Origin of the sequence: uncultured Ralstonia sp. (genome assembly GCA_913056305.1) — a bacterium.
In the GTDB taxonomy this organism is placed as follows: domain Bacteria; phylum Pseudomonadota; class Gammaproteobacteria; order Burkholderiales; family Burkholderiaceae; genus Ralstonia.
This window is the reverse complement of sequence record CAJXMR010000006.1, coordinates 20,302-46,184: the sequence shown is the minus strand read 5'-3', so window position 1 is coordinate 46,184 and position 25,883 is coordinate 20,302. Positions and strand designations below refer to the sequence as shown.

The 25,883-nt window shown below is 63.0% G+C and carries 20 protein-coding genes; 13 read left to right on the top strand and 7 right to left on the bottom strand.

Annotation, left to right across the window (positions count from 1 at the left end; all coding sequences use genetic code 11):
• The first annotated feature begins 30 nt into the window (after window positions 1-30).
• Window positions 31-1,107: an AI-2E family transporter gene (locus tag QZ609_RS02140; protein WP_365900761.1), complete on the top strand. Its 1,077-nt coding sequence runs from the start codon at window positions 31-33 to the stop codon at window positions 1,105-1,107.
• Window positions 1,108-1,137: 30 nt separating this feature from the next.
• Here QZ609_RS02140 and QZ609_RS02135 read toward each other — a convergent pair whose 3' ends face one another.
• Window positions 1,138-1,905 carry a TetR/AcrR family transcriptional regulator gene (locus tag QZ609_RS02135; protein WP_295490391.1) on the bottom strand — a complete coding sequence of 256 codons (768 nt, stop codon included), beginning with the start codon at window positions 1,903-1,905 and terminating at the stop codon, window positions 1,138-1,140.
• 490 nt (window positions 1,906-2,395) lie between these two features.
• On the opposite strand from QZ609_RS02135, the gene QZ609_RS02130 reads away from it, so the two are divergent.
• From QZ609_RS02130 to QZ609_RS02105, 6 genes are all read left to right on the top strand, one after another.
• Window positions 2,396-3,511: an efflux RND transporter periplasmic adaptor subunit gene (locus QZ609_RS02130; RefSeq protein ID WP_295490485.1), complete on the top strand. Its 1,116-nt coding sequence runs from the start codon at window positions 2,396-2,398 to the stop codon at window positions 3,509-3,511.
• On the top strand, window positions 3,508-6,669 hold the full coding sequence (locus QZ609_RS02125; RefSeq protein ID WP_295490389.1) for an efflux RND transporter permease subunit: 3,162 nt from the start codon (window positions 3,508-3,510) through the stop codon (window positions 6,667-6,669). The genes QZ609_RS02130 and QZ609_RS02125 overlap by 4 nt, the downstream gene beginning before the upstream one ends.
• Window positions 6,670-6,671: 2 nt before the next feature.
• Window positions 6,672-8,135 carry an efflux transporter outer membrane subunit gene (locus QZ609_RS02120; RefSeq protein WP_295490386.1) on the top strand — a complete coding sequence of 488 codons (1,464 nt, stop codon included), beginning with the start codon at window positions 6,672-6,674 and terminating at the stop codon, window positions 8,133-8,135.
• Between the two features lie 121 nt (window positions 8,136-8,256).
• Complete coding sequence (locus tag QZ609_RS02115; RefSeq protein WP_295490383.1) at window positions 8,257-9,603, top strand: paraquat-inducible protein A; 1,347 nt, start codon at window positions 8,257-8,259, stop codon at window positions 9,601-9,603.
• Between the two features lie 46 nt (window positions 9,604-9,649).
• Complete coding sequence (locus tag QZ609_RS02110; protein WP_295490380.1) at window positions 9,650-11,245, top strand: MlaD family protein; 1,596 nt, start codon at window positions 9,650-9,652, stop codon at window positions 11,243-11,245.
• 32 nt (window positions 11,246-11,277) lie between these two features.
• A complete protein-coding gene (locus QZ609_RS02105) occupies window positions 11,278-11,922 on the top strand; it encodes a membrane integrity-associated transporter subunit PqiC (RefSeq protein WP_295490378.1) in 645 nt (214 codons plus the stop codon).
• A 99-nt stretch (window positions 11,923-12,021) separates the two neighbouring features.
• On the opposite strand, the gene QZ609_RS02100 is transcribed toward QZ609_RS02105, so the two are convergent.
• Window positions 12,022-12,783, bottom strand: coding sequence for a TetR/AcrR family transcriptional regulator (locus QZ609_RS02100; RefSeq protein ID WP_295490375.1), 762 nt, complete (start codon window positions 12,781-12,783; stop codon window positions 12,022-12,024).
• Between the two features lie 254 nt (window positions 12,784-13,037).
• Here QZ609_RS02100 and QZ609_RS02095 point away from each other — a divergent pair, with 254 nt between their 5' ends.
• The 6 genes from QZ609_RS02095 to QZ609_RS02070 all read left to right on the top strand — a co-directional run bounded on the left by QZ609_RS02095 (window position 13,038) and on the right by QZ609_RS02070 (window position 20,878).
• On the top strand, window positions 13,038-14,603 hold the full coding sequence (locus tag QZ609_RS02095; protein ID WP_295490482.1) for a bifunctional 3-(3-hydroxy-phenyl)propionate/3-hydroxycinnamic acid hydroxylase: 1,566 nt from the start codon (window positions 13,038-13,040) through the stop codon (window positions 14,601-14,603).
• Between the two features lie 12 nt (window positions 14,604-14,615).
• Window positions 14,616-15,686 carry a VOC family protein gene (locus QZ609_RS02090; RefSeq protein ID WP_295490372.1) on the top strand — a complete coding sequence of 357 codons (1,071 nt, stop codon included), beginning with the start codon at window positions 14,616-14,618 and terminating at the stop codon, window positions 15,684-15,686.
• Window positions 15,687-15,747: 61 nt separating this feature from the next.
• Window positions 15,748-16,701, top strand: a complete 954-nt coding sequence (locus tag QZ609_RS02085; protein WP_295490371.1) for a fumarylacetoacetate hydrolase family protein — start codon at window positions 15,748-15,750, stop codon at window positions 16,699-16,701.
• A gap of 5 nt (window positions 16,702-16,706) precedes the next feature.
• Window positions 16,707-18,647, top strand: a complete 1,941-nt coding sequence (locus QZ609_RS02080) for an acyl-CoA synthetase (protein ID WP_295490369.1) — start codon at window positions 16,707-16,709, stop codon at window positions 18,645-18,647.
• A gap of 257 nt (window positions 18,648-18,904) precedes the next feature.
• On the top strand, window positions 18,905-19,630 hold the full coding sequence (locus tag QZ609_RS02075) for an OmpW family outer membrane protein (protein ID WP_295490365.1): 726 nt from the start codon (window positions 18,905-18,907) through the stop codon (window positions 19,628-19,630).
• A 219-nt stretch (window positions 19,631-19,849) separates the two neighbouring features.
• On the top strand, window positions 19,850-20,878 hold the full coding sequence (locus tag QZ609_RS02070) for an alcohol dehydrogenase catalytic domain-containing protein (RefSeq protein WP_295490362.1): 1,029 nt from the start codon (window positions 19,850-19,852) through the stop codon (window positions 20,876-20,878).
• A 310-nt stretch (window positions 20,879-21,188) separates the two neighbouring features.
• Here QZ609_RS02070 and QZ609_RS02065 read toward each other — a convergent pair whose 3' ends face one another.
• The 5 genes from QZ609_RS02065 to QZ609_RS02045 all read right to left on the bottom strand — a co-directional run bounded on the left by QZ609_RS02065 (window position 21,189) and on the right by QZ609_RS02045 (window position 25,870).
• Window positions 21,189-22,718, bottom strand: coding sequence for an IS66 family transposase (locus tag QZ609_RS02065; RefSeq protein WP_295490359.1), 1,530 nt, complete (start codon window positions 22,716-22,718; stop codon window positions 21,189-21,191).
• 63 nt (window positions 22,719-22,781) lie between these two features.
• Window positions 22,782-23,108, bottom strand: coding sequence for an IS66 family insertion sequence element accessory protein TnpB (tnpB, locus tag QZ609_RS02060; RefSeq protein ID WP_295490479.1), 327 nt, complete (start codon window positions 23,106-23,108; stop codon window positions 22,782-22,784).
• A gap of 5 nt (window positions 23,109-23,113) precedes the next feature.
• A complete protein-coding gene (locus tag QZ609_RS02055; RefSeq protein ID WP_295490357.1) occupies window positions 23,114-23,485 on the bottom strand; it encodes a transposase in 372 nt (123 codons plus the stop codon).
• A gap of 362 nt (window positions 23,486-23,847) precedes the next feature.
• Window positions 23,848-24,507: a GNAT family N-acetyltransferase gene (locus QZ609_RS02050; RefSeq protein WP_295490354.1), complete on the bottom strand. Its 660-nt coding sequence runs from the start codon at window positions 24,505-24,507 to the stop codon at window positions 23,848-23,850.
• Window position 24,508: 1 nt separating this feature from the next.
• Window positions 24,509-25,870 carry an aminotransferase class I/II-fold pyridoxal phosphate-dependent enzyme gene (locus QZ609_RS02045; RefSeq protein ID WP_295490351.1) on the bottom strand — a complete coding sequence of 454 codons (1,362 nt, stop codon included), beginning with the start codon at window positions 25,868-25,870 and terminating at the stop codon, window positions 24,509-24,511.
• Window positions 25,871-25,883: the final 13 nt, after the last annotated feature.

Below are 25,883 nucleotides of genomic sequence, written 5' to 3'. Positions count from 1 at the left end.
ATCCACTTCCGTTCCATGTTCGACCCCGATCTGCACCAGTCCGCTGCGCTCCCACGTATGTTCCGCCGCCAAGCCGTGTTCTGGGGAGTGTTCGCGATTGCAATAGTCGCGCTCATGTGGGCTCTGCGCCCCGTCCTCACGCCGTTCCTACTCGGCGCGCTCATTGCCTACATGTTGCAGCCGGGCGTTGAGTGGCTTGTGAGGCATCGCGTGCCGCGCGGTCTTGCCGCACTCTCGATGATCCTCTGCTTCGCAGCGATGGCGGCGCTGTTGGTGACGCTCGTGTTCGCCGTGATTCAAACGGAAGGGCCGGAGCTTCAGACGAAGTTGCCTTTGCTGATTGCAAAGGTCAACGCGTGGCTGCAACCGAAGCTGGCAGTCCTTGGTCTGAGCGGCTCGCTGGACCTGACGCATCTCCGCGACATGCTGACGGGTCGCGTCACTGGAAACGAACAGTCTGTCGCGCTCGCTGCCTGGCGCTACTTGCGCACGAGCGGCGATGTGATGATCACCATCGTGGGCAACGTCGTGCTGGTCCCGCTGGTGCTGTTCTATCTGCTCTACGACCGGCACCAGATGTTCCTGCGCATGGAAAATCTAGTGCCGCGGCGCTGGCTGGGCAAGACACGGGAGTTCGTCATCGAAATCGACCGGATGCTGTCGCAGTACCTGCGTGGCCAGCTGCTGGTGATGGGCGTGCTCGCCGCGTTCTATCCGATCGCGCTGACTGTTGCCGGCTTCGAGATCGCATTTCCGCTTGGCCTATTCACCGGTCTGGCGGTGTTCATCCCATACGTCGGCTTCGCGGTCGGGCTTGCGCTCGCACTGCTCGCCGCGCTCCTGCAGTTTGGCAGCTGGTACGGTATCGGCGCGGTAGCGGTCGTGTACGGCGTCGGGCAGGTGTTGGAGAATGCCGTTCTCACGCCACGCTTCATCGGTGAACGTATCGGATTGCATCCGCTCGCGGTGATCTTCGCCTTGCTGGCCTTCGGCCACCTCTTTGGCTTTTTCGGCGTCTTGCTTGCCTTGCCGATCAGCGCGATTCTGGCGACGGCGCTGCGCGAACTGCGTCGCCGCTACCTGACAAGCGAGCTCTACAACGCTTGAACAGCTCCATCTCTTGGCGTCGGCGTCGCCCTATGTCGATCTAGAGTCAACGTTGCTTTCAGGCGTGACCAACGGCAACGGACGCTGCGCGATCTTCTCCGCCTCCGCGCGCTTGAGACCGAGTGCTTGCAGCACGACAACTGCTGCGCGCTCAGCCAAACCTTCTTCGCACACGCCGAGACTCATTCGCTCGCGAGAGCGGTTCTCTACCGACGTTGCGAAATGCAGCTCGGCTGTGATCCCAGCCAGGACGCTCCCAATGGCGGAAAGGACGCTCGCCAGCGGGTCCGCGACGATGAATCGCTTCGTGGCGATGCCCCTCCTACTATCCCGCAGCAGCCGCTGCCCCAGCCCGCGCGTCAGTACGCGGGCTGAGCTTCCTTCGCGTATGAGCAGGCGCGCCCACACGGGCTCGCGCCGGGCACGCAACAAGATGTGACGTACCGCTACGGCAATCACTTCCGCCGGGTCGGAGAGTCCGCATGACACGTGGTCCAGCGTATTGGCGAAATCTTCGAACGCCCAATCGATGAGTGCGGCAAAGATCTCTTCCTTCGATTCGAAGTGGTTGTAGAAGGAACCGAAGCCGACGTCGGCCGCTTCGGTGATTTCGTTGATGGCCACGCGATCGATGCTCTTCTCGGACATCAGCAGCAGTGCGGCTTCAAGCAGGCGTGCTCGCGTCTCCAGCTTGCGGCGGGCGCCACGCGGTTGCGGCAGGTGGCTCGCTTGGTTTGGGTTGGCGGTCGCCTTGACATGGCGTCGCCGGATCGCACGGCCGGTCGGAAGGTCTCGCATAGCGGTACAAGGCTGTCTGTTCATCCCAATAATAATGCTAGTCGTCATACTTGACAATTCGATCAACGATGAGTTTAATGTCACATGTTGGGGTTGCTGGGGTCAGGTGCCCTGGCGTCTGGAGTGGTGGCAGTACGGAAGAAGCCAACAGCAACGGCCTATGGAAGGGCTTCTTGTTGCTGTGGCAGTGACTACCGGGGTGGGCAGCGAGGCTGGAACGTGAAGCGCTCGGTAAGCCCGCCGGCGAGGAGAGGGTGGGGCGGGAGTCGCCGAATCCTCTTGAGTGGTCTCTGAACAGCCGTCGCTCTCGACGACTTAAGTCCCCGAGATACGAGTTTCGTTACGTGCGTCAGGAAGGCAAATCGCGCGCAGGAGCGCGACGCACCTTCCGAGGCGCCGTGCCCTTCTTCGTTGGACCATCACTTGTCTTGGAAACATCGTGAATCATCCCGGTCGTAACGCGCGAACGCCTGCGCGCCCCATTCCGTCTATCGTCGGGCGTTGGAAACCAGTTCCTTTTTTTGTCGCGGCTTGCTGCGCGACGCTGCTCGCGGGTTGCCACCATACCGAAGCGATCGCGCCGGAGCCCAAACCAGTGGTCGCGCTCGTCCTGCATCCGGACGGCAGCCCCACCGCAAACTCATTGCCAGGCCAGGTGCAGGCGCGATATTCCACGCCGCTCTCGTTCCGGGTGCCCGGCAAGCTCGTGGAACGGCGCGTGCGTTTGGGCGATACCGTCAAGGCAGGGCAGATCCTCGCCATGCTCGATCAAGCCGATCTGCGCAATGACCTGGCTACTGCGCGAGCCCAGCTCGAAGCGGCTGAACACCGGCTCGCATTTGCAAAGCAGCAGCTCGATCGCGACCGCGCACAGGCTCAGGCCAACCTGATCGCTGCGGCACAACTCGAGCAGACCCAGGACGCTTATGCATCAGCGGTCGCGCAGCGCGACTCAGCGCACGCCCAAGCTGCGCTCGTCGGCGACCGGTTGCGCTACGCGACGCTCGTGGCGGATCACGACGGCGTCATCACCCTGGAAGATGCCGATACGGGCCAGAACGTCCAGGCAGGGCAGGCCGTCTACCACCTCGACTGGACCGGCGACGTGGATATCGTTTGCGACGCGCCCGAGGCGGCGCTGGGCTCGCTGACCGTTGGCAGTACAGCGAGCGTGAGTCTGCCCGCCGTGCCTGGGCAAACGTTTGAAGCACGCGTACGCGAGGTTTCGCCCGCAGCCGACCCGCAAAGCCGTACCTGGCGAGTCAAGCTCACGCTGGCCGCACCGAGCCCTAAGGTGCGCATGGGCATGACGGCCAGCATCACGTTCGATGCGGCCGGCGATCCGCCTGCTGGACATCCTTTCAAGCTGCCTGTGACCGCGCTCTTTCATAACGGCGAGGCCCCCGCCGTCTGGGTCGTGCGCAAGGGCAGCGACACGCTGGAGTTGCGCTCCGTTACCGTCGATCGCTATGACGAGCGCACCATTTCGGTCGCCTCGGGCTTGCATGACGGCGATCGTGTAGTGGTGCAAGGGGTGCATGCGGTGAGCGCCGGCCAACACGTGCAGGTGGTTCCGCCCCTGCATCCCGAGGACTTCGCATCATGAGCACTGGCGACCGTGAAACCGCGCGCGATAGCGCGCCTGCCGCCCCATCTGAGGCCGAAGGTGGCTTCAACCTCTCCGCATGGGCGTTGCGCCATCAGCAGCTGGTCATCTTCCTGATCGGGCTCGCCACGCTCTTTGGCGTGATTGGGTACACGCATCTTGCGCAGTCCGAAGACCCGCCGTTCACGTTCCGGACGATGGTGATCCAGACGTATTGGCCGGGCGCGACCGCCCGCGAGGTCCAGGACCAGATCACCGACCGCATCGGCCGCCAGCTTCAGGCCGCACCATACGTCGACAACATCAAGAGCTACTCGCGGCCCGGCGAGTCGATGATCTTCTTCGCGATGAAGGACGCGGCACCCGTCAAGGACGTACCCGAAACCTGGTACCAGGTGCGCAAGAAGGTGGGCGACATCCGGGCGACGTTGCCGATGGGAACGGTCGGACCGTTCTTCAACGACGAGTTCGGTGATGTCTACACCAACGTATACGCACTGGAAGGCGATGGCTTTTCACCGGCGCAGCTGCACGACTACGCTGACAAGCTGCGCACGGTCCTGCTGCGCGTGCCGGGGGTCGCGAAGGTTGACTACTTTGGCGACCCGGCGCAGCACGTCTTTGTCGAAATCTCCAATACGGAGCTGACGCGGCTCTCGATCACGCCACAGCAACTGGCCCAGGCTATCAACGCGCAAAACAGCGTGGCGCCGGTCGGCACCATTACGACAACGGACGATCGCGTGTTTGTGCGCCCGAGCGGCGCGTTCAAGGACGTGCAGGCCCTTGCCGACATGCTGATCACCGTGAACAAGCGCACGTTCCGGCTGGGCGACATCGCAAAGGTCACACGCGGTTATGACGATCCGCCCGTCACCCAGATGCGCGCGAATGGCCATGACGTGCTCGGCATCGGGGTCACCATGCAGAAGGGCGGCGACGTGATCGACCTTGGCAAGGCGCTCGACGCGAAGGCCGGCGAACTGCAGGCGAACCTGCCGGCCGGGCTGAAGCTGACTGCTGTCTCGAGCATGCCGCATGCGGTCAAGCACTCGGTGGACGAGTTTGTCAGGTCGGTTGGCGAAGCGGTCGCGATCGTTCTGGTTGTGAGCCTGGTCTCGCTCGGCCTGCGGACCGGCATGGTCGTCGTGATCTCGATCCCGATCGTGCTGGCCGTGACCGCACTGTGCATGCATCTGTTCGGGATCGGGCTGGACAAGGTCTCGCTCGGCACGCTCGTGCTCGCACTCGGGCTGCTCGTTGACGATGCGATCATCGCCGTCGAAATGATGGCCGTGAAGCTCGAACAGGGCTGGAGCCGCATGCGCGCGGCGGCCTTCGCCTATACGAGCACGGCATTCCCAATGCTGACCGGTACGCTGGTCACGGTGTCGGGCTTCCTGCCGATCGCGCTGGCCAAGTCGAGCACGGGTGAATACACGCGCTCGATCTTCGAAGTGTCGGCCATCTCCCTGATCGTTTCGTGGTTTGCTGCCGTCGTGCTGGTTCCGATGCTCGGCTATCACATGCTGCCCGAGCACAAGCGCGAGGCGGGCGGCGCGCACGATCACGATCACGACATCTACAACACCGGCTTCTATCAGCGCCTGTCGGGCTGGATCGAATACTGCATCAAGGGTCGCTGGGTTGTCCTGGGTGTCACGGCGGTGCTCTTCGCGCTTGCGATGGCAGCCTTCACCCGCGTGCCGCAACAGTTCTTCCCGAACTCGGAGCGCCCGGAACTGCTTGTCGATCTTCGGCTGCCGGAAGGCGCCTCGTTCGAGGCGACGCTGCGTGAAGCGAAGCGGCTTGAAAAAACGCTGGATGGTCGTGCGGAGATCGATCACTTCGTCGACTTTGTCGGCACGGGCGCGCCGCGCTTTTATCTGCCGCTCGATCAGCAGCTTCAGCAGCCCAACTTCGCACAGTTCGTGATCACGGCCAAGGACGTGGAAACTCGCGACGAGCTTTCGCACTGGCTTGACGCCATGCTCGCGAAGAATTTCTCCGGCGTACGTACGCGTGTGGCGCGGCTTGAGAATGGTCCGCCGGTGGGCTTCCCGATCAAGTTCCGGGTGAGCGGCGACGATATCGCCACCGTGCGCAACATTGCAGACCATGTTGCTGAAAAGGTACGCGCCGATTCGCGCACGCAGGACGTGCAATTCGACTGGGACGAGCCGGCGGAACGTTCGATCTCGTTCGAGATTGACCAGATCAAGGCGCGTCAGCTTGGCGTGACGTCGGAGGACGTATCGAACTTCCTGGCCATGACGCTCTCCGGCTACACGATCACGCAGTACCGCGAGCGCGACAAGCTGATCAATGTGGATCTGCGTGCGCCGAAGCGCGAGCGTGTCGATCCGGCAAAGCTCACGGGTCTCGCAGTGCCCACGCCCAACGGGCCGGTACCCCTTGGCGCGCTCGGGCATGTCCGGAACTCGCTCGAGTACGGCGTGATCTGGGAGCGCGACCGTCAGCCGACGATCACCGTGCAAGCAGACGTTCGGGGCAACGCCCAGGGCATCGGTGTGACCCGCGACATCGACCAGGCACTCACCGCAGAACGCGCCAAGCTGCCTGTCGGCTACCGCATTGAAGTCGGCGGTGCGGTTGAAGAAAGCGTGAAGGGCCAGACCTCGATCAACGCGGAGATGCCGATCATGATCATCGCGGTGCTGACGCTGCTCATGATCCAGCTCAAGAGCTTCTCGCGGACGTTCATCGTCGTGCTGACGGCGCCCCTCGGGCTGATCGGCGTCGTGACCGCGCTGCTGCTGTTCGGCAAGCCCTTCGGCTTCGTTGCCCTGCTCGGCGTGATTGCGATGTTCGGCATCATCATGCGCAACTCCGTGATTCTGGTCGACCAGATCGACCAGGACATCGCGGCGGGCCAACGGCGCTTCGACGCAATTGTGGGCGCAACCGTGCGGCGCTTCAGGCCGATCATGCTCACGGCCGCCGCCGCCGTGCTTGCGCTGATTCCGCTGCTGCGCTCGGGCTTCTTCGGCCCGATGGCGACCGCGCTGATGGGGGGCATCACGATTGCCACGGTGCTGACCATCTTCTTCCTGCCGGCCTTGTATGCAGCGTGCTTCAGGGTACGCCTCGACGAGCGCGATCCGTCCTCGGCCGGCACCGCGCCCTCGGAGAATTGATCATGAAACTTGCCCGTATGACTTCTGCGCTCGCCGCGACGACGGCGTTCGCACTGACTGCCTGTTCGCTCGCGCCCCAGAGCACGCCGCCAGCGGTGCCGTCGCCCGAGCACTATGGCGCCGCATCCCAGCCGTTGAAGACGGCCGAGGCTGCCGGTGTCGCCCAGCAGTTTGATGTGGGAGCTGCGCCCGTGCCGCAGTGGTGGCGGCTCTATCACTCTGACGCCCTCAATGCGCTGGTTGAAGAAGGCTTGCGCAATAACCCGACGCTCGCGGGCGCGGAGAAGACGCTGGCAGCCGCGCAAGAGGATCTGCGCGCGCAGATCGGCTCCTCGACGCTGCCATCGCTAGACGCGGGGGCGCAGGCCTCGCGTCAGCGTACGCCCAACGTCACCGGCGTAGGCCCGGAGACGCTGCGCTATAACGTCTTCGTTGGACAACTGCAGGCACATTACACGTTCGATCTGTTTGGCGCGACGCGCTATGCGAACGAGGCCGGCGCCGCCCGTGTGGACGTACAGGGCTGCGAGCTGGAAGCCGCGCGCCGTGCGCTGGCCGCCAACATTGTCGGCACGGCCATCACAGCGTCGGCGCTTGATCAGCAGATCGCCTTGACCGAGCTGCTTGTGGTCGTGGCGGATGCCACCGCACGTGACAACGAGCAGCGGTATGCGCTGGGTGCGTTGTCGCATGCGCAGGCGCTTGCGTCGACGCAGAGCGCCGCGTCGCTGGCTGCCAGCCTGCCGCCGCTGCGCCAGCAGCGCGCCATCGCGGGTCACGCGCTGGCGGTCTTGATGGGCCGCACGCCGGACGCAGCGCCGCCTGTTCCCGAATTTGCCAGCCTGTCGCTGCCGGAGCAGGTGCCCGTCGCCGTACCTTCAGACCTGCTACGCGCGCGGCCGGACGTTCGCGCCGCCGCCGCCGCCGTGAAGGCTGCGTCAGCCGACGTCGGCGAGGCGACGGCACAGCTCTTCCCGAGCCTGTCGCTGACCGCCGCCCTGGGGCGCGGTGGCCTGAGTTGGCCCGCGCTGCTGTCGGGCGCCGGCGGGCTGTGGGCCGTGGGCGCGGGACTTTCGCAGCCGATCTTCCACGGTGGCGCGCTGCTGGCCCATCGACGGGCGACGATCGACCTCTACGACGCAGCGGTCCTCCAGTACAAGTCGGCTGTTCTCTCGGCATTCGAGAATGTCGCGAACACGCTCGCTGCGCTGGACAACGATGCCCAGGCGCTCGCATCGGCCGAAATCGCGTCGCAGGCTGCGCACACCGCGTTCCACGAGACCGCGTCTCGTCGCCGGCTAGGGTCGTTGCCCGCATCCGCTGAGCAGGCGAGCGAGCAGCAGTACTTGAACGCGCAACTCGACACCGTGCGCGCGATGAGCCGGCGCATGAGCGATACCGCAGCGCTGTTCCAAGCCATGGGTGAGCTGCCCGCTGACACTGCGCCGACGGTCGCCAGCAAATGATGAGCGTGTCCGCCGGGTTGGGCTGGCTCGCGTCGAGCGAGCCATTCCCGGCGGGCCAACGCGCGCGACTTCGCACCAGGCGGTGCCGAACCACCCGCAACGAATCGTCCTGCCGTTTCCCATGGAATATGAGCATCTGATCGCCTGTCACGAGTGCGACTGGGTCTTCCGTCGGCCGCCACGCCTGAACGGACTGGTCGCACGGTGTTCCCGCTGTGGCACACGCCTGACTGGCATCCATCGCGCCCGCCCGACGCTGGAGTTCACCTGCGCGCTGACCGTCGCCGCGCTGGTGACGTTCCTGATCGCCCAGGGCTTTCCTGTCATTGCGCTCAACGCAGATGGCATGACATCGCGCGCCGCACTGTTCGATGCGGTTGCCTCCCTGTGGACCGGGCACATGCGCGTTGTCGCGGTCATCGTGTTCTGTTCCACGACGTTGTTCCCTGCGATGGAACTGGTGGCCTTGCTGTACGTGCTGGTTCCGCTGCGCTTGGGGCGGGTGCCGCCGTGCTTCCGCTCTGCGTTGCGATTCGTACAGTGGCTGCGGCCGTGGGGAATGATCGAAGTGTTCATGCTCGGCGTGCTCGTCACGACCGTGAAGATGGTGAGCCTCGCACAGGTGATTCCAGGCGTGGCACTGTTTGCCTTCGGAGCATTGACCGTGATGCTGGGCGCCATCTCCCTGTTCGATCCCCATGTGCTCTGGGAAATTTGCGACGAGGTGAAGACGTGTCGCATGTCCGGTGTACCACGCGTGAAGCCGCATGCCGAGCGCGCTGCCGTTCTTCCAACACTTCGTTCGACGGAGCCCGCTGCAACGCATGGCGTTTCGGCAAGGCTCGCCGGATGGATCGCCTGCCACACATGCGGTCGTGTACAGGAGCGAAACGAACAGGCATCACACCAATGCTGTTCACGTTGCGGCGCGGCGCTGCATGACCGGCTCCCGAACAGCGTCTCGCGTACCACGGCACTCGTGCTTGCTGCCGCGCTCCTCTACATCCCGGCCAACCTGCTGCCGGTGATGCACAGCACCTCGCTGGGCCGGTCGGAGGACGACACCATCCTCAGCGGTGTCGCGTACTTCTGGACCTCCGGCGATTGGGGGCTCGCCGCTATTGTCTTTATCGCCAGCGTGATGGTGCCGATGCTCAAGCTCGCGATCCTGGTGCTGCAGACGATCGCAGCACACCGCCGCTCCGCCTGGCGCCCGCTCGAGCGGACGAGGCTCTATCGGATCGTCGAGTTTGTCGGGCGTTGGTCGATGCTCGACGTCTTCGTCGTCGCCCTGACCGTCGCCCTCGTGCACTTCGGCTCCTTTGCCGTGATTGCCGCTGGTCCGGGAGCACTCGCTTTTGGCGCCGTGGTTGTGCTCACCATGCTTGCATCGATGCAATTCGACCCTCGCCTCATTTGGGACCACGCCGACCATCAAGCTGGAGTCTCGCCAGCAGAAGGGTCTTGAGCGTACGACGGCCCGAAGACCACGCCCACCAAACTGTTTTCAAGCAATGCATCCTTTCGATCTACCCCATCCCGAGATCAAGCCGCGTCAGCGCTGGATCCCGTCCTTTGTCTGGCTCATTCCGCTGATCGCGGCACTCATTGGCATCGCGCTGGTCGCCAAGGCCATCACCGAAAAGGGGCCGACCGTCACGGTCACCTTCACCAATGCAGAAGGACTCGAAGCCGGCAAGACGAAAGTCAAGTACAAGGACGTCGAGATCGGGTCGGTGCAAGCGATTGCCCTGACGAAGGATTTCAAGCACGTGCTCGTGAGAATCCAGCTGACCAAGGAGGCCGAGAACTTCGCGGCCAAAGACACGCGATTCTGGGTCGTCCGCCCGCGCGTTGGGGCCAGCGGCATTTCGGGGCTCGGCACGCTGCTGTCTGGGGCGTACATCGGCGTGGACATCGGTCGCTCCAAGGAAAGCAGGACCGAGTTTGTCGGACTCGAGAATCCGCCTTCCGTCACGACCGATCAGCAAGGGCACCAGTACACATTGCGGGGCGACTCGCTGGGTTCGGTCGATATCGGCGCCCCGGTCTTCTATCGACATCTGCAGGTGGGTCAGGTGGTCGGCTTCGCGCTCGACAAGGACGGCACCGGTGTGCAGGTCAATGTTTTCGTGAACGCTCCCTACGACAAATATGTCGGGAGCAACACGCGGTGGTGGCATGCAAGCGGTGTCGATCTGCGGCTCGATTCCAACGGACTGAAGTTGAACACGCAGTCGCTTGCGACCGTGATCGTTGGCGGCCTGGCGTTTCAGACGCCTCCCGGCCAGGGAGATGGCCCGCAAGCGCCCGACAACGCAGTCTTCCGGCTCGCTTCAGACGAAGCCGACGCGATGCGCGAACCCGACGGCGCCGCGATGAACGTCGTGATGAGCTTCAACCAGTCACTGCGCGGGCTGTCCGTGGGGGCACCTGTTGACATGCGGGGCATCGTCCTGGGGCAAGTGACGGACATCGGGGTCGAATATGACGAGAGCGGCAAGACCTTCAGCATGAAAGTGTCGATGGCACTGTACCCGGCGCGACTCAGCCGGCGCACCAGCTCCGCGATACCTGCTCCAGATACGCCTGGGGGGCACGACATGCTCCAGCATCTCGTCATGCAGGGGCTGCGCGGGCAGTTGCGAACCGGCAATCTGCTGACCGGCCAACTCTACGTCGCGCTCGACATGTTCCCGAAGGCGCCGCGTGCAGTTGTCGACGTACGCCGCTCTCCTGTCGAGTTGCCGACGGTGCCCAACTCGCTCGACGAATTGCAGGTGCAGATCGCGGACATTGCAAAGAAGCTGAACCAGGTCCCGTTCGACCGCATTGGCGCCAACCTGAACGGTGCACTGGAGAATGCGAATCGACTGTTCGGCCATCTCGATACCGAAGTGGTACCGCAAGCGCACGACACGCTGGCATCGGCGCAGCGTACCTTTAACGCAGCGGAAGTGACGCTGCGGCAGGACTCGCCGCTGCAGTCAGACGTGCACGAAGCCATGCAGGAGTTGACGCATACGCTTCAGTCGCTCAACGCCCTTGCGGACTATCTGGAACGTCATCCGGAATCGCTTCTATTCGGCAAGAAAGGAGATCAACGTTGATATCGCTTCCGCCGCGCGCAGTGCGCACTCTCATGGGCGTGGCTGCCGGCATCGGGTTGGCCGCTCTGGCCGCTTGCAGTTCCCCGCCGACGCGCTTCTACACGCTTGGTGCTGGTGACAGCATCGAACATGCGCCCAGCGTCGCCAATGCGAACTTGCGGATCGACACCCTTGCCGTCCGCGTGCCGGCTCCGGTAGCCGGCAGCCGGTTGGTGGTGCAAGTCAGCCCGAGCCAGGTTGCCTTGCTCGAGGACGATCGCTGGGCGTCATCCTTGAGCGACGAAATTCGCGGCGCGCTGTCCGCCCAGGTGGCGGGGCAGTCGAACACAGTCGATGTGCACGGCATTCCGCACAGCGATGATGTGCCTGTCTATCGCATTGCCGTCGATGTTCAGAGGTTTGAGTCGTGGCAAGGCTCGCACGTCTTGATTGACGCGGTGTGGAGTGTGCGGCCGGCACAAAGCCAGCAAGCGTTGATCTGCCGCGCCGTGATTAGGAAAGACGTGTCCTTAGGCAACAATGCTATGGTCGATGGTCACCGTCGGGCACTGAAAGACATCGCTTCTCAGATCGTCGCCGGGATTCGCTCGGTTGCATCGGCACCGGTAGCAAGTTGTCCGGCTTCGGCTGACGCGGACCGGATCGTGCGTGGACAACCGAGCGACTCGCACAACTGAAGAGGCACGACCCGATACGTGCATGCCCCAAGCAGTGCGGCTTCCGCCTAATAGTGCTTGGGGCGAATCGGCCCCTGCGCCTGTTCGTCCCACATCGCGTCAAGCCGCTTGGTCAGCAGCTTCAACAACAGGCAGTGGGCGATTGGCGATCTTCTCCGCCTCCGCTCGCTTGAGTCCCAACGTCTGCAACAGCGTCGCGGCCGTGCGCTCGGGGAAATGTTCGCCGCTGAAACCGAGTGCCTCGAGCGCACCCGCCGCCGGCGCGTCAGGGGCGACGAAGTTGAGTTCGGCGGAAACCGTGATAAGCACCGTGCCGCCGACCGACAGGAAGCCGATGAAAGGGTCGGCAACAACAAAGCGTTTCGCGGCGATACCTCGCTGGATGTCCCGCAGCAGCCGCTGTCCCAACCCTTGCGTCATAGCGCGTGCCGAAAACCCCTCCCGGATGAGGAAGCGTCCCCACACGGGCTCGCATCGTGCGCGCATGAGGGTATGCCGCACGGAAACGGAAATGATCTCTGCTGCGTCGGTCAGGCCGCTGGTCAGCCGGTCAAGCGAATCTGCGAACTCCTCGAAGACGGAATCCACGAGCGTGGCATAGATCGCTTCCTTCGATTCGAAGTGGTTGTAGAAGGAGCCGAAGCCCACGTCGGCAGCCTCGGTGATCTCGTTGATAGCAACGCCTTCCATGCCTCGTTCCGACATCAGCCGGAGCGCGGCGTCAAGCAGGCGGCCACGGGTCTCCCGTTTGCGGCGGGCTCCGCGCGGCTCGCGCTCTTCGGCGACGGTGACTTCTGCAGCGGGAGTGGGCGTCTCCAGGGAGGAGCGCTTCGATGTCCGGCGTTTCGGCGTGTTCGGCATGAGGTTTCCAGTCTCTCTTCGTCCCCGAGTATAGATTCAAGTGTCTATGTTGACAAAATTATCATTTATGACTTTAATATTCAATAGAACGGCTGAGCAAAGCCGGCAGAACAAAGACAGATGGAGTTATGGTGGAGACAAAAGCACATACAGGCACCGGTGCGTCCGTTCGCGGCGAGTCGCCCGAGTCGTTGCAGCGCGCGGTGCCTTCTGAAGTCGACGTACTGATCGTAGGGTTCGGGCCGGTCGGGGCCATGGTGACCAATTTGCTGGCGCGTCGCGGCGTGAAAGTCTTGGTCGTCGACAAGGCTGCCGACATGTTCATGGCGCCTCGCGCCATCGCGCTCGACAACGAAGCATTGCGGATCCTGCAGTGGGCGGGTATCGGCGAGCGCGACTTCGAGACGGTTGCCATTCCCTACGTCAGCATGCGTTCGCCCATCCTCGGGGAGTTCGGCAGGGTGAATACACTTGGCAGCCTAGACGGCCATCCGAAGCTCGTCACGTTCTATCAGCCTGACCTCGAGCGTTGTCTGCGTGACCGCTTGCGGACGTACGACTGCGCGCATGTCGCTCTGGGGACCGCGCTCAATAGCTTCCATTCGGAAGCCGATTACGTGCTTGCGTCACTGGATGTCGGGCAGGGATGCATGCATACGGTTCGGGCGCGCTACCTCGTCGGCGCCGACGGAGCCGGCTCGCTCGTTCGCCAACTGATCGGACAGGCGTTCAAGGGTACGACCTTCGCAGAAGACTGGCTCATCGTGGACGCGCGCAATGTTCCGCATCCGATCGACCATATCGAATTCATTTGTGATCACCGGCGGCCCACGCCGCACATGGTTGCACCAGGTGCACGCGAACGTTGGGAGTTCATGCTCCAACCCGGCGAAAGTCGGCAGGACATGGAGTCTGATGAGCGTATTCGGGAACTGCTGGCGCCATGGGGAAACGTCGACGACATCACCATCGAGCGCAAGGCGGTCTACCGCTTCCACGCCAGAGCCGTCGACAGGTTCAGCAAAGGGCGTGTATTCCTTGCCGGCGACGCCGCGCACATTACGCCGCCGTTTGTCGGACAAGGGCTGGTGGCAGGCCTGCGGGATGCTGCCAATTTGAGTTGGAAGCTCGCCTGGGTTATCCAAGGGCGCGCGGATGCCCACATTCTCGACACCTACGACGAGGAGCGCCGGCCGCATGCGAAATCCATGATCAACCTCGCCAGGTTCATGGGCAAGCTCGTGATGCCTCGCAATGCAGCGATCGCGCTGGCGACGCACGGCTTGATGCGGCTGACGCGGCTGGTGCCGGGGCTGCGCGCGCAATTCGAGGAGCTCCGCATCAAACCAAAGAACGCCTTCAAGCATGGACTCTTCGTCAAAGGCAGGACGCGCACGAAGCTGGTCCGAGGTGCGGTCATCCCGCAGGGTTGGTTGAAGAGCGCCGATGGTGCCACGCGCCTGAGCGACGACGTGCTCGGCGATGGATACACGCTGGTCGGGTTCGGCTGCGACGTGCGTGCTTCGCTCGATCTCGCCACAGCTGCGGCATTCGCTTGGGTGGGGGGCTCCGTCATCCAGATTGCCCATCGCGGACAGAGGCTGCATCTCGCCAAGCGGGACAGTTGGGAGGACCTCGAGGGCGTGTTTCTTCCCAATGCGGTGCCTGTCGACTGGGTCGCCGTCGTGCGCCCCGACAGAACCATCGTCCACGACGGCCCTGCCGCGGAAGCCGACCGCATCGTTCGCGAGAGCTTGGCGCTGCTCGGAACGACCAGTGCGGCGACGCCTTCCGCCGCAATTGCAATCCAATCAGCCTGATTGTCCTTTGCCATGAAACTGACCACCGCACAGCCTGCGCGCCATCCCCAGCCCACGACGAAAGCGTCGGCGCTGGCCTATCTGATCTTCGATCGGCCGGACCTCGACGAGGCCGAGAAGTTTCTCAAGGATTTCGGCCTTCGGACCGTTGATCGAGATGAAGCGCGATTGATACTGCGAGGCACGGGCGCCGCACATTTCTGCTACGTCGTGCGTAAAGCGCCCAAGGCCGGGTTCGTCGGCTTCGGATTGCAGGTCGATAGCCGCGCCGATCTTGACGCGCTCGCCCAAGTCCCCGGTGCGTCGAAGGTTGAGGTATCGGATTGGCCCGGTGGCGGCTATCGCGTGCAGTTGGTAGATCCCTCAGGCTTTCGTGTCGATGCAATAGCGTGCCAAGAGCCGGCTAGCGCGTTGCCGCACCGTGCTCCGCTGCCGTTGAATTCTGTCGACGCACCCGTGCGGATCAATGCGATGCAGCGGCCGCCCGCGATCCCGTCCGAGATCATTCGGCTGGGGCACGTCGTGCTCGAGCTTGCCGACTACCAGGAGACATGCGCTTGGTACACGCAGCATTTCGGGTTCATCCCCAGCGATGTTCAGGTATTGCCGGATGGCTCGCCGGCCGTCGCGTTCATGCGGCTTGATCTTGGCGACAAGCCGGCCGATCACCACACGCTCGCCCTTGCTCAGGGGTTCGTGCCGAAGTACAGCCACAGCGCCTACGAACTGGTCGACGCCGATGCGGTTGGCATGGGGCATCGCCTGCTCCGTGAAAAGGGGTGGACTCATGCATGGGGCTTGGGGCGCCACATTCTTGGCAGCCAGATCTTCGACTACTGGCAGGACCCTTGGGGCGACAAGCACGAGCACTACTGCGACGGTGATCTGTTCACAGCGGATGTTCCCACTGGCGTGCACGCGGTCAGCCGCGAGGCGATGTCGCAGTGGGGGCAGCCGATGCCGGCCAGTTTCACCAAGCCCAAGCTGACACCGTCGGCACTTGCCGCACTGATTCGCAACCTGCGGCGCAGCCCGGACCTGACTTTCCGCAAGCTGGTGACGCTGGCGCGTTTGTTTGCGTGATGCCTCTCGCGCAATAGCGCCGCAAGTCCCACCGCCTTCATTCTTCGAACGAGCTTTTGCCATGTCCGTCAACATCGTCCGCTTCGAGCACCGAGATCGCGCCCAATGGGGTGTCATTCGGGGCGCACATATCACGCCGGTTCCCGGCACTTACGCCACCACCGGTGACTTCATTCGCAATACGTCACTGGCCGAGCTGGCGCTGCTTGACGGCGACACGCTGGAGCTGTCCGCTGTGAAACTGCTTTCGCCGGTGACGCCCAATCAGCAGTTCGTCTGTCAGGGAGCTAACTATCGCCAGCACATGATCGAGTCCGGCATGAACCCGGACATGAAGAACTACAACATGATCTTCACGAAGGCTTCGAGCTGTATCGTGCCAGCAGACACCGACGTGGTGAAACCGCGTGTGGTGCAGTTCCTGGACTACGAGATCGAGCTCGGACTGATCATGCGCAAGGCCATTCACGGCGCAGTCAAGGTCACGAACGATAACCTGCATGAATATGTGGCCGGCGCCGTGATCGTCAACGACTACTCGGCGCGCGACATTCAGATCCCGCAGATGCAGTTCTACAAGGGCAAATCCTTCCGGACCTTTGGGCCGGTCGGCCCTTGGCTGACGCTGCTCGACGTCTTGGACTTTCCGGCGCTGAAAAGCCTCGAACTCAAGCTCACCGTCAACGGCGAAATCCGGCAGAACGACACGACGGCGAATCTCGTCTACGGCCCCGCCGAAACCTTGACAGAGTTGTCCAGCGTGCATGACTTTGAGGCCGGCGACTTGCTTGCCACCGGCACGCCAGCCGGCTGCGCGTTGTCTGTTCCGTCACCCGCCAAGCAGAAGGTTGCCGCACTCCTGCCGGAAAAGAAGAAATGGGAGATCTTTCTCGCGGTTCAATCGGCGCGCCCGCAGTATTTGCAGCCGGGCGATGTGGTGGAGACGAGCATCCGCGCGGCTGACGGCCGCGTAGATCTGGGTGTACAGCGCAACCGCATCGTCGCGGAGGGGTGAAAGCCATGCCTGGAATCGCCACCCTCCTGGACGTTGAAGCTGTGGAAGCACAAGGCTTGCCCGCTGACTTGCCGGAAAGCACCTACGAAATGATCCGCAGGGGCGCAAGCCTGAACCCGCAGGCACCGGCTTTGAGCTTCTTTTTGACCGTCGACGAGCATCGCACGCCGCAGACATGGACCTACCAGGAACTGCTCGCGTGTATTACGCAGACGGCCAACTTCTTCGACAGCATCGGTGTCAAGAAGGACAGCGTGATCGCCTTTGTGCTGCCCAACCTGCCGGAAACGCATTTCGTGATCTGGGGAGGCCAGGCTGCCGGCATTGTGGCGGCCTTCAATCCGTTGCTCGAGGGGGCGGCCCTGGCCGAGTTGCTGAACGCGGTCAATGCGGCAGTGCTGGTCACCCTAGCTCCGTTCCCAGGCACCGATCTCTGGACCAAGCTCCAGCCGCACTTGCCGGCGATCAAGACACTACGGCATCTGGTGCTGGTGAATCTCGCCGATCGCGTTCGCGGTGCTGCGCAATGTGCAGCACAGATGCAGAAGAACGAGGTACTGCGCCTCCATGGCCCTCAGGGCTTGCACGCCGCGGTCCCTGCATCGATGCAGATCCACGATTTCAACAGCGCGGTCCGCGAACAACGTCCGGACGGGCTAAACAGCAGGCGTCGCATCTTGGCGCAGGACGAATCGTCGTACTTCTGCACGGGCGGCACTACGGGCCTGCCGAAGATCGCCATGCGCAGCCATGGAAACGAGGTGGCCAATGCGTGGAGCACTGCGCAGGTTCTGGGCGACGGCATCGGTCCGGGCAAGGTGGTGTTTTGCGGTTTGCCGCTGTTTCACGTCAACGGCGTGCTGGTGACCGGGCTGCTGCCGTTTTCGAGGGGTGCCCACGTCATCCTCGGTACGCCGCAGGGATATCGCGGCGATGGTGTGATCCAGCGCTTCTGGGAGATCGTTGAACACCATCGCGTGAATTTCTTCAGCGGCGTGCCCACGCTGTATGCGTCGCTCCTGCAGGTGCCTGTCGGCATGCGCGATGTGCGCTCGCTCGAGTATGGGTTGTGCGGTGCGGCGCCCATGCCAGTGGAAGTGTTCCGCAACTTCCAGGAACAGACCGGCATCAAGATTCTGGAAGGCTACGGGCTGACGGAAGCGACCTGCGTGAGCAGTGTCAATCCACCAAAGGGGGAGCGGCGGCTCGGCTCCATCGGTCTGCGTGTTCCTGGCCAGAAGATGAAGGTGGTCGTGCTCGACGACCACGGGGCGTATCAGCGCGACTGCACCATTGGCGAAGTCGGTGTGCTTGTCGTTTGGGGTCGGAACGTCTTCGCGGGTTACCGCGTCCCGGAACAGAACCGGGGGCTATGGATCGAATGCGGCGATGGCATCCGTTGGCTCAATACGGGCGACCTCGCGCGGCAGGATGAAGAAGGCTACTTCTGGCTGACTGGCCGCAAGAAGGAACTGATCATCAGGGGTGGGCACAACATCGATCCCTTGACGATCGAGGCGCCGCTGCATCGCCACCCAGCCGTGCAGATTGCCGCCGCCGTCGGCCGGCCGGACCCCCATGCCGGTGAACTTCCCGTGGCGTACGTGCAGCTGCGAGCGGGCGAGACGGCCACCGAGGCTGAGCTGCTTGCATTCCTCAAGGCGGAGATTGCTGAGCGGGCAGCGCTGCCCCGCCAGGTGCACATCATCGATGCGATGCCGTTGACTGCCGTGGGCAAGATCTTCAAGCCCGCGCTCAAACATCGGGAGACCAGGGACGCGCTCTCAGTCGCGCTACGAGATGCTGGCGTCGCCGTCAGCGACCTTCTTGTTGCCGATGAAAGGTCCAGGGGGCTGGTCGTGGCAGTGCACCTTGAGCTGCCTGCTTCTGATGCAGCCGCTCGCGAGGTGCTCGGTCGTTTTCCGTTTCCATTCACGGTCGACTAAAGGGCGATGGTCAGGCGTTTGTACCGCGGCAACGCATCGGCGTCTGAGCCATTGCGTGGGCTTTCCCTGTTCGTGCACTTCTCGCGTGAGCGCTCAGTGCCATAGGTCGAGGCCCTCCGAATTGGCCGTGTCGGGCATAGGCCGACACGGAAGTGCAGAAAGTGGATTCGTGCGAGTACCGGACGACATCCATTGAGTGCCACATCACGGCACTTCTCTCGTTAGCAGTACCCCACATTACAAGACTCGGAGGAGACATGAAGTACAAGAGCGCGGCATTTCTTTTGTCGATTGCGGCGGCTTCGACCGTCCATGCGCAATCGGCTGGGCAATGGGTTGTCAACGCCGGCTGGCTGCATCTGGCACCGCGGGATTCCAGTGAACCCTTGACTGTGAATGCAGTAGGGCAGTCGAATACGGTTGCCGGTAGTGGGTCGACCGTGGCCAACGCCAACACCTTTGCGCTCACCACGAGATACTTTGTGACAGATCACATTGCTATCGAGACGATCCTTGGCGTTCCGCCGAAGCTGCATTTGAGTGGCACGGGCACACTTGGCCAAGTCGGGGAAATGGGTACCGCCCGCGCCTGGAGCCCGGCGATACAAGCGCAGTATCACTTTGGCGAGCCGACAGCGCGCCTGCGGCCTTACGTTGGGGCCGGTGTCGCATACGTCTGGTACAGAGACATCGAGCTGAGCCGTCCGGTCGCGACAGGACAGCTCCTGTATTCGCCCGCACTCGGCACACTACTTGAAGGGCCGACCACGGTATCGCTAAGCAAGTCGATTGCGCCAATCGTCAACGCCGGGTTGACCTACAACATTGACTCGCATTGGTCGATCGGTGCTTCCCTTTCGTACATGTGGCTGTCGACCAAAGCTACGCTCACGACTCAAGCCCCCGTTGGTACTGTCACCACGACAACCAAGGTGAAGATCAATCCGCTCACCAGCTTCCTATCGGTTGGGTACCGATTCTAGTATTCGAGTACGGTCACCACACAGATGTCTCGCTAGGCCAATGTGTCAAAGGGTGACCGATGGATGCTCAACAATGAGCATTAGAGAAACCGCGGTTGGCACAGCTTAGATGGCTAAATGTTCGATTCGTGCTGAAGCCGGCAGTCGCCACGCGGGAAGCCGCTTGCCACACTCAGGTTGGTATGCATTTCATAACGAGGAACCGCCAAAGGAAAACGGATGAACACACGTAAGGCGCTGGCCTGTTTTGGTCCGCACGCGGGCACGCGCTTCGAGCTGCAGCCATTGGCGGATGGCGCCCCTAAAGCGGGCGAGATCGAGGTCGCGGTCACGACTGCCGCGGTCAACCCGATCGACGTACGCCGCGCGGAGGGCTATGGCACACGGCTTATGACATTGATGAAGGCTGGCCGATTCCCGCTGGTGCTAGGCAACGATTTTGCCGGGACGGTGAGCGCAGTTGGCCCCGGCGTTAAGACGTTCGCTGTGGGAGACCACGTCTTTGGTGTCAAACCGGCCTCCGCTGCCGGTACTCACACCAGCCACGTGGTGACCAAGGCCACCTGCGCACTTCCAGCTCCTAGCGATCACGAGTCGCAAGCGCTGGCGGCGCTTCCCTACAGTTTCATCACCATGTGGCTGGCGCTCCAAGGGGCGGGCCTAAGCGCTGACAACGCCAGCGGCAAAGAGGTGCTGGTTCATGGCGCTTCAGGCGGGCTAGGCATGCTCTCGCTGCAACTCTTGTCCGCCTGGGGCGCCCGCGTAACTGCAATCGGCTGGCCGGTCACCGAGGCTGCCTGCCGCGCTGCCGGCGCCACCGAAGTATTCGATTGCGCGCAGAAGCCGCTCAAAACACTTACGCAACGCTTCGACGCGACGCTCAATTTTGCTACCTGGGACGACGATCTTGCCCTGGTTGGCTGTCTGCGTGAAGGCGCGCTCGGCCATGCGACAACCGTCCATCCGCTCCTCAGCAACTTCGACCGGCTGGGCTGGATTCGAGGTGCTGTGGCATCCGTCGCTACCAGACGTCGCCATGCGGCAGCCTTGCCGGCCGGCTGCAAACACTACGCCTGGACCGTCTTCCGCCCCGCTGAGGGTGCCATCGCAGAACTACGCCGGCAGGTCGCGAATAGACGACTGTATCTACCCATTGGCTGTGTGGTACCAATCGACCAGGCCGAAGTCGCGTTTTCGCACGTTCTCGAAGGTAAGCCAGGGCGCGCGTTGCTTCTGCCGGCCGTGTAGCTGCCCACCAGAATCGAACGCATTCACCTCATTCAAATCATGGAGACAAGGTTGGCACAATGAATCAAATTGATTTCCTGATCATCGGCGGCGGTCGCATTGACCTGCCCGGCTAGAGAATCTGCCAAGCTTCCCTGTTATTCCCTGTTTCGAGTCGGTCGTCGTACCCAGCAACCCCGGGCAGCCCGCGCAAAATCTGGGGTGTGGCCGGATCAGAGGGAGGGAAATTGCCAAATTCCCTGCAAGTTTCCCTGTTAGCAGGGCAGAGGTGTGAGACAAACGTAAGCGCCCGGCGAACCCGTCTTGCCAGTTAGATGGCGCTGGGGGCCCAGCGATGCGGGAGCAGTTCGGCGATGTCGGCCGCTTTGTGGGTCGGCAGTCGCGTGAGGACGTCTTTCAGGTAGGCGTACGGATCGTGCCCGTTGAGCTTGGCCGATTGGATCAGGCTCATAACGGCAGCCGCGCGTTGACCGGCGCGCAATGAGCCTGCGAACAACCAATTGGAGCGACCCAGCGCAACCGGACGGATCTGCCGCTCGACGTGGTTGTTGTCGATGGGTACCGCAGGATTGTCGAGGTAACGCACAAGTGCCGGCCACCGCTTAAGGCTGTAGTCGATGGCCCGCGCGATCGCCGAGCCTTCTGGGACGCGGCGTCGTTGTTCCTCGAGCCAGGTGTGCAGCCGCTCTAGAATCGGGGCAGCCCTTTGCTGTCGCGCTGCCAGGCGCTGGTCCGGCTGGGCATCCCGCACTTCCGCCTCGATCTCGTACAAGCTCACTATGTAGCGCAGCGCCTGGCCCGCCAATTCGCTCTTGTGCTTGTCATGCAGTTCAAAGTACTTGCGACGTGCATGGGCCATGCAACCGATTTCTGTGATGCCGCCCTCAAAGCTGGCCTTGTAGCCGGAGAAGTCATCACACACCAGCTTGCCTTGCCACTGCCCCAGGAACGCGCGAGCATGCTCGCCGCTGCGGCTGGGCGCAAACTGGTAAATCACCGCGCGCATCTTCTCGAACTCGCTTGGCGCATAGGCCCACAGGTAGGCGCGATGCGTCTTGCCGTTGCCGGGAACAAGCATCTGCACTGGCGTTTCGTCGGCGTGCAGAACACCGTGGCTTAGAACCTCTTCTTGCAGGGTGTCCACCAGCGGCTGCAGACGCACGCCACAGATGCCGACCCACGCGCCCAGCGTCGACTGCGGGATGGCCAGACCGGCACGCGCATAAATGCGCTCCTGCCGATACAGGGGAAGGTGGTCGCCGAACTTGGATACCAGCGTATGCGCCAGCAGCCCGGCGGTGGGGATGCCTTTGTCGATGACGTGGGGCGGCACCGGCGCCTGCACCAGCGTCTCACACTGATCGCACACCCATTTGCCTCGGATGTGACGCTCCACGGTGAACGTGCCCGGCGTGTAATCCAGCTTCTCGCTGATGTCTTCGCCAATCCGCTTGAGCGCACAGCCGCAGGTGCAGGTCTGTGCGTCCGGCTCGTGGTGGATGTCGGTGCGCGGTAGCTGCGCCGGCAATGCCTGGCGCTTAGGCTTGTTCTTGGTGTCAGACCGGGAGGGAGGCTGGAGCGCTTCCAGTTCAGCCTCAATGGCCTCGAGGTCCGCGTCGATGGCTTCGTCCAGCAGACTCGCCTGCTCAGGCGTCAGTTGCTCGCTGCGCTTGCCGAACTTCCAGCGCTTGTGGATAGCCAACTCATGTGTGAGCTGGTCGATCTTGGCTTGCCGGTAACGCAGCTCCCGGTCCTTTTCGCCGACCTGAGCCATCAACTGCGCAGCCAGTGTGCGCAGTTCGTCCGGACTCAGGGCATCGAGGTTGGTGGGCAGGTTCATGCGGCGAGTCTGCCAGAACCCCAAGTGCGGCGGAAGCGAAGCCAGTTTACGGCTTTGGGGGTATTACACGACCGTGATCGCGTGATCGTGGGTGAGCGTCTGCCAAGGCAGCCCCATCACCAGTGCACGCAACTGCTCGGGATTGAGCGCGGTGGCGATCGTCAGGTCGCCGTTCGTCCAGATGAAGCGCCCCTTGTTGAGGCGCCGCGCAGCCAGCCAGATGCCGAACCCGTCGTAGACCAGCACCTTCATCCTCGTCGCGCTTTTATTGGCAAACAGGTACGCGTGGTGGGGGCGTGCCGCGCCGAACACTTTGACGACCCGCGCGAGAATCGTGTCGGTACCGGCGCGCATGTCCAGCGGCTCCACGGCCAACCAGATCGCCTCCACTCGAATCAACGCAACCACCCCTGCAGCCACTGGGCACACTCCGCTGCGGCCGATCCCGGCCAGCGAAGACTGATCGTCGTCGCGCCCCGTCGGACTTCGATCTGGATATCCGGCACGGCAGAGGGCGGCTCGGCGATCCGCAGCGGGATGAACTCAGCTTGCGGCACCGTCGTCAACTCACCGTCTGCTGGTGCGGCCCGCTGTTCTTCCTGCTCAGCAACCCAGCGCCGCAGCAGATTCGCATTGAGCCGATGGTGCAGGGCTATCGCCGCAATCGAAACACCCGGCTGCATGCAGTCCTGCACCGCCTTGGCCTTGAACTCGGCGCTATGCCGACGTCGGCGCTGTACCGGCGCGCTCTCTTCGATAGTGTCCACGTGTCCACCTAAAACTTAGATGGACACGATGCTCCTTACTCTCCCAGTTCCCTTCAAGACGGGTTCACCGGGTGCTTACAGACAAACCAGTCGCTGACTCACCGCTCCGCCAGCATTACTAGCGCACCGGTCAAACGGCGCCTAGTTCGAACAAAGCCCCGCCACTGGCGGGGCTTTGTCGTTTACGCGTTTTCGACTAGGTACCCAGGACTAGGGTTTTCGAGCTTTTTGGCGCCGCCATTCTCAGGGCGCTCGGACGGCGGTACCGTGCGGCAGGCTGACGGCGGCCGCGTTGGCGATGGCACTTGATCCTGGTACTCGATCTTGCCCAGGTTGACCGTCGATGCGAGCAGCTTCGCCAGTCAGCTTTGGGCGCGATACCGCATCCGAGTGGCCGCCAGGTGTGTTGGCAACCTGGCCGAGCGGCGGCCACCTTCCATTGGCTCGAATCCGAGTTCGCAGTAGAGCGAGGCAGCGCGCCTGTTTGTGTCCAATACGTCGAGCACCAGCATCTGGCCAGCTTTGGCAGGAAGCAGTAGCTGCGTCATCGCATGCGCGAAGAGGGCGCTGAAAACCCCGCGACCGCGCAGGTCGGGGTGGGTAGCACAGTGGGCCAACAGCGTTTGGCGTCGAGCGGGCGCGGGAATCTCGGTTTCGAGAATTAGCCCACGGCGGATGATGCCGGGCGTGCGGCGCGGGCCAAAATGCTGGAGAAAGTCGCGGACTGCATACAGGTCATCCAGCCTGTTCTTGCGGCCGTCCTGGATTGCGAGCGCTGCGACTGGCTGGCCGTCGAGCGTGGCGACCAAGTGGCGTTTCCACGAGAAACGCCCACTCGGGGCAGCGATGGCATGGCGCAGGAAGGCCTCACATTCGGCCGGCGGCACACCCAGAAACCAGTCAAACTCCTGGCGACCGGAGGCGAGCACCAAGGGTGCAAGCGCGGCGGCATCGCCGGCTGTAGCCCGGCGGAACGCGAGCACCGAGCCGAGTCTCGAGTCAATCGGCTGAGTTGTCGGCATCTTAACGGCGCGCCAACTGCGCGACAGACTCCACCGTATAGGCGATCTGTTCCGGCGTGTGGGTGGAGCAAATGAAGAAGCGCAGCCGTGCGGCTTTCTCCTCCACCGCGGGATAAAAGATGGGCTGCGTGTTGATGCCTTTCTCGAAGAGGGCATTGGCCCATTGCGCGGCCTTGAGCGAACTGCCGACGATCACCGGTACGACCGAGTATCCGGCGCTCAGACCCGTGTTGAGGCCCGCTTCGCGTGCGGCGGCCAGGAACTGACGTCCGCGCTCGCGCAGCGCTGCGACGCGCTGCGGCTCCTCCAGCATGCGTTGCAGCGCGGCCAGCGAGGCGGCGGCCAGCACCGGCGACAAGCCGACGCTGTACAAAAAGCCGGGCGCCAGGTGGCGCAGGATGTCGATCAGCGTCTGCTCGCCTGCGATATACCCACCGCAGCCCGCCAGCGTCTTGCTGAAGGTTCCCATCCAGATATCGACGTCACAGCCAGCCAGCCCGAAATGCTCCCGGATGCCTTTGCCAGTCGCGCCGAGCACGCCGAGCGAGTGCGCTTCATCGACCATGAGGAACGCGCAGTGGCGGCGCTTGATGTCGATGAAGCGTTCCAACTCGGGAAGATCCCCGTCCATGCTGTAGATGCCTTCCACGGCGATCAGCACACGGCGGTAGTCGCGCCGCACGCGCGTGAGCAGGGCGTCCAGGGCTGCCCAGTCGTTGTGCGGGAAGTTCAGCCGCTTGGCGCCGCTGAGCTGCGCGCCTTGCACGATGCTGTTGTGCGCCAGCGCATCGTGCACGATCAGGTCGCCGGGGCCAAACAGGCAGCCGATCACGGTGACGTTGGTGGCATGCCCGCTGACAAGGGCGACGCAGTCGTCTACCTCGTAGAGGCTTGCCAGCGCGCGTTCCAGCTCACGGTGGACCGGCCGCTCGCCGGCCACCATGCGACTCGCCGAAGCCGAGGTGCCGTACTGGTCGAGCGCGGCCTTGGCGCTGGCCGACACCGCCGCATCCCCGGACAGGCCGAGGTAGTTATAGTTGGCGAAGTTGATAAAGGACTGACCGTTGATCTTCGTAGTGGCTCCGGCCACGCCTTCGTGGACACGAAAGAATGGCGACGCAACACCCAAGCGCTCGCTGACCTCGCGGATGATCGAGATCTGTCGGTAAGCGGGCAGCGTGTCGAAGCGGCACAGTGCCGCATAGTCCGCCGGATTGGCCGGCTGTGCCGCCGACGCTTCGCCGGGGTGCGCCGTTGTGGCAGTCTGTTCGGCTCCCGTTTCCATTTCCCGTGTGACCCGATCAAGCTGGCGCTTCAGGGCCTTTGCGGCGAGTTGCTGTCGCAACTGGTCTCCCAATCCCATACCGCGTGTTCCT

Coding starts and splice junctions, on each gene's coding strand:
- QZ609_RS02135 (WP_295490391.1), bottom strand. CDS start 1,905: ATGCGAGACCTTCCGACCGGCCGTGCGATCCGGCGACGCCATGTCAAG.
- QZ609_RS02125 (WP_295490389.1), top strand. CDS start 3,508: ATGAGCACTGGCGACCGTGAAACCGCGCGCGATAGCGCGCCTGCCGCC.
- QZ609_RS02120 (WP_295490386.1), top strand. CDS start 6,672: ATGAAACTTGCCCGTATGACTTCTGCGCTCGCCGCGACGACGGCGTTC.
- QZ609_RS02115 (WP_295490383.1), top strand. CDS start 8,257: ATGGAATATGAGCATCTGATCGCCTGTCACGAGTGCGACTGGGTCTTC.
- QZ609_RS02110 (WP_295490380.1), top strand. CDS start 9,650: ATGCATCCTTTCGATCTACCCCATCCCGAGATCAAGCCGCGTCAGCGC.
- QZ609_RS02105 (WP_295490378.1), top strand. CDS start 11,278: ATGGGCGTGGCTGCCGGCATCGGGTTGGCCGCTCTGGCCGCTTGCAGT.
- QZ609_RS02100 (WP_295490375.1), bottom strand. CDS start 12,783: ATGCCGAACACGCCGAAACGCCGGACATCGAAGCGCTCCTCCCTGGAG.
- QZ609_RS02095 (WP_295490482.1), top strand. CDS start 13,038: ATGGTGACCAATTTGCTGGCGCGTCGCGGCGTGAAAGTCTTGGTCGTC.
- QZ609_RS02090 (WP_295490372.1), top strand. CDS start 14,616: ATGAAACTGACCACCGCACAGCCTGCGCGCCATCCCCAGCCCACGACG.
- QZ609_RS02085 (WP_295490371.1), top strand. CDS start 15,748: ATGTCCGTCAACATCGTCCGCTTCGAGCACCGAGATCGCGCCCAATGG.
- QZ609_RS02080 (WP_295490369.1), top strand. CDS start 16,707: ATGCCTGGAATCGCCACCCTCCTGGACGTTGAAGCTGTGGAAGCACAA.
- QZ609_RS02075 (WP_295490365.1), top strand. CDS start 18,905: ATGAAGTACAAGAGCGCGGCATTTCTTTTGTCGATTGCGGCGGCTTCG.
- QZ609_RS02070 (WP_295490362.1), top strand. CDS start 19,850: ATGAACACACGTAAGGCGCTGGCCTGTTTTGGTCCGCACGCGGGCACG.
- QZ609_RS02065 (WP_295490359.1), bottom strand. CDS start 22,718: ATGAACCTGCCCACCAACCTCGATGCCCTGAGTCCGGACGAACTGCGC.
- QZ609_RS02050 (WP_295490354.1), bottom strand. CDS start 24,507: ATGCCGACAACTCAGCCGATTGACTCGAGACTCGGCTCGGTGCTCGCG.
- QZ609_RS02045 (WP_295490351.1), bottom strand. CDS start 25,870: ATGGGATTGGGAGACCAGTTGCGACAGCAACTCGCCGCAAAGGCCCTG.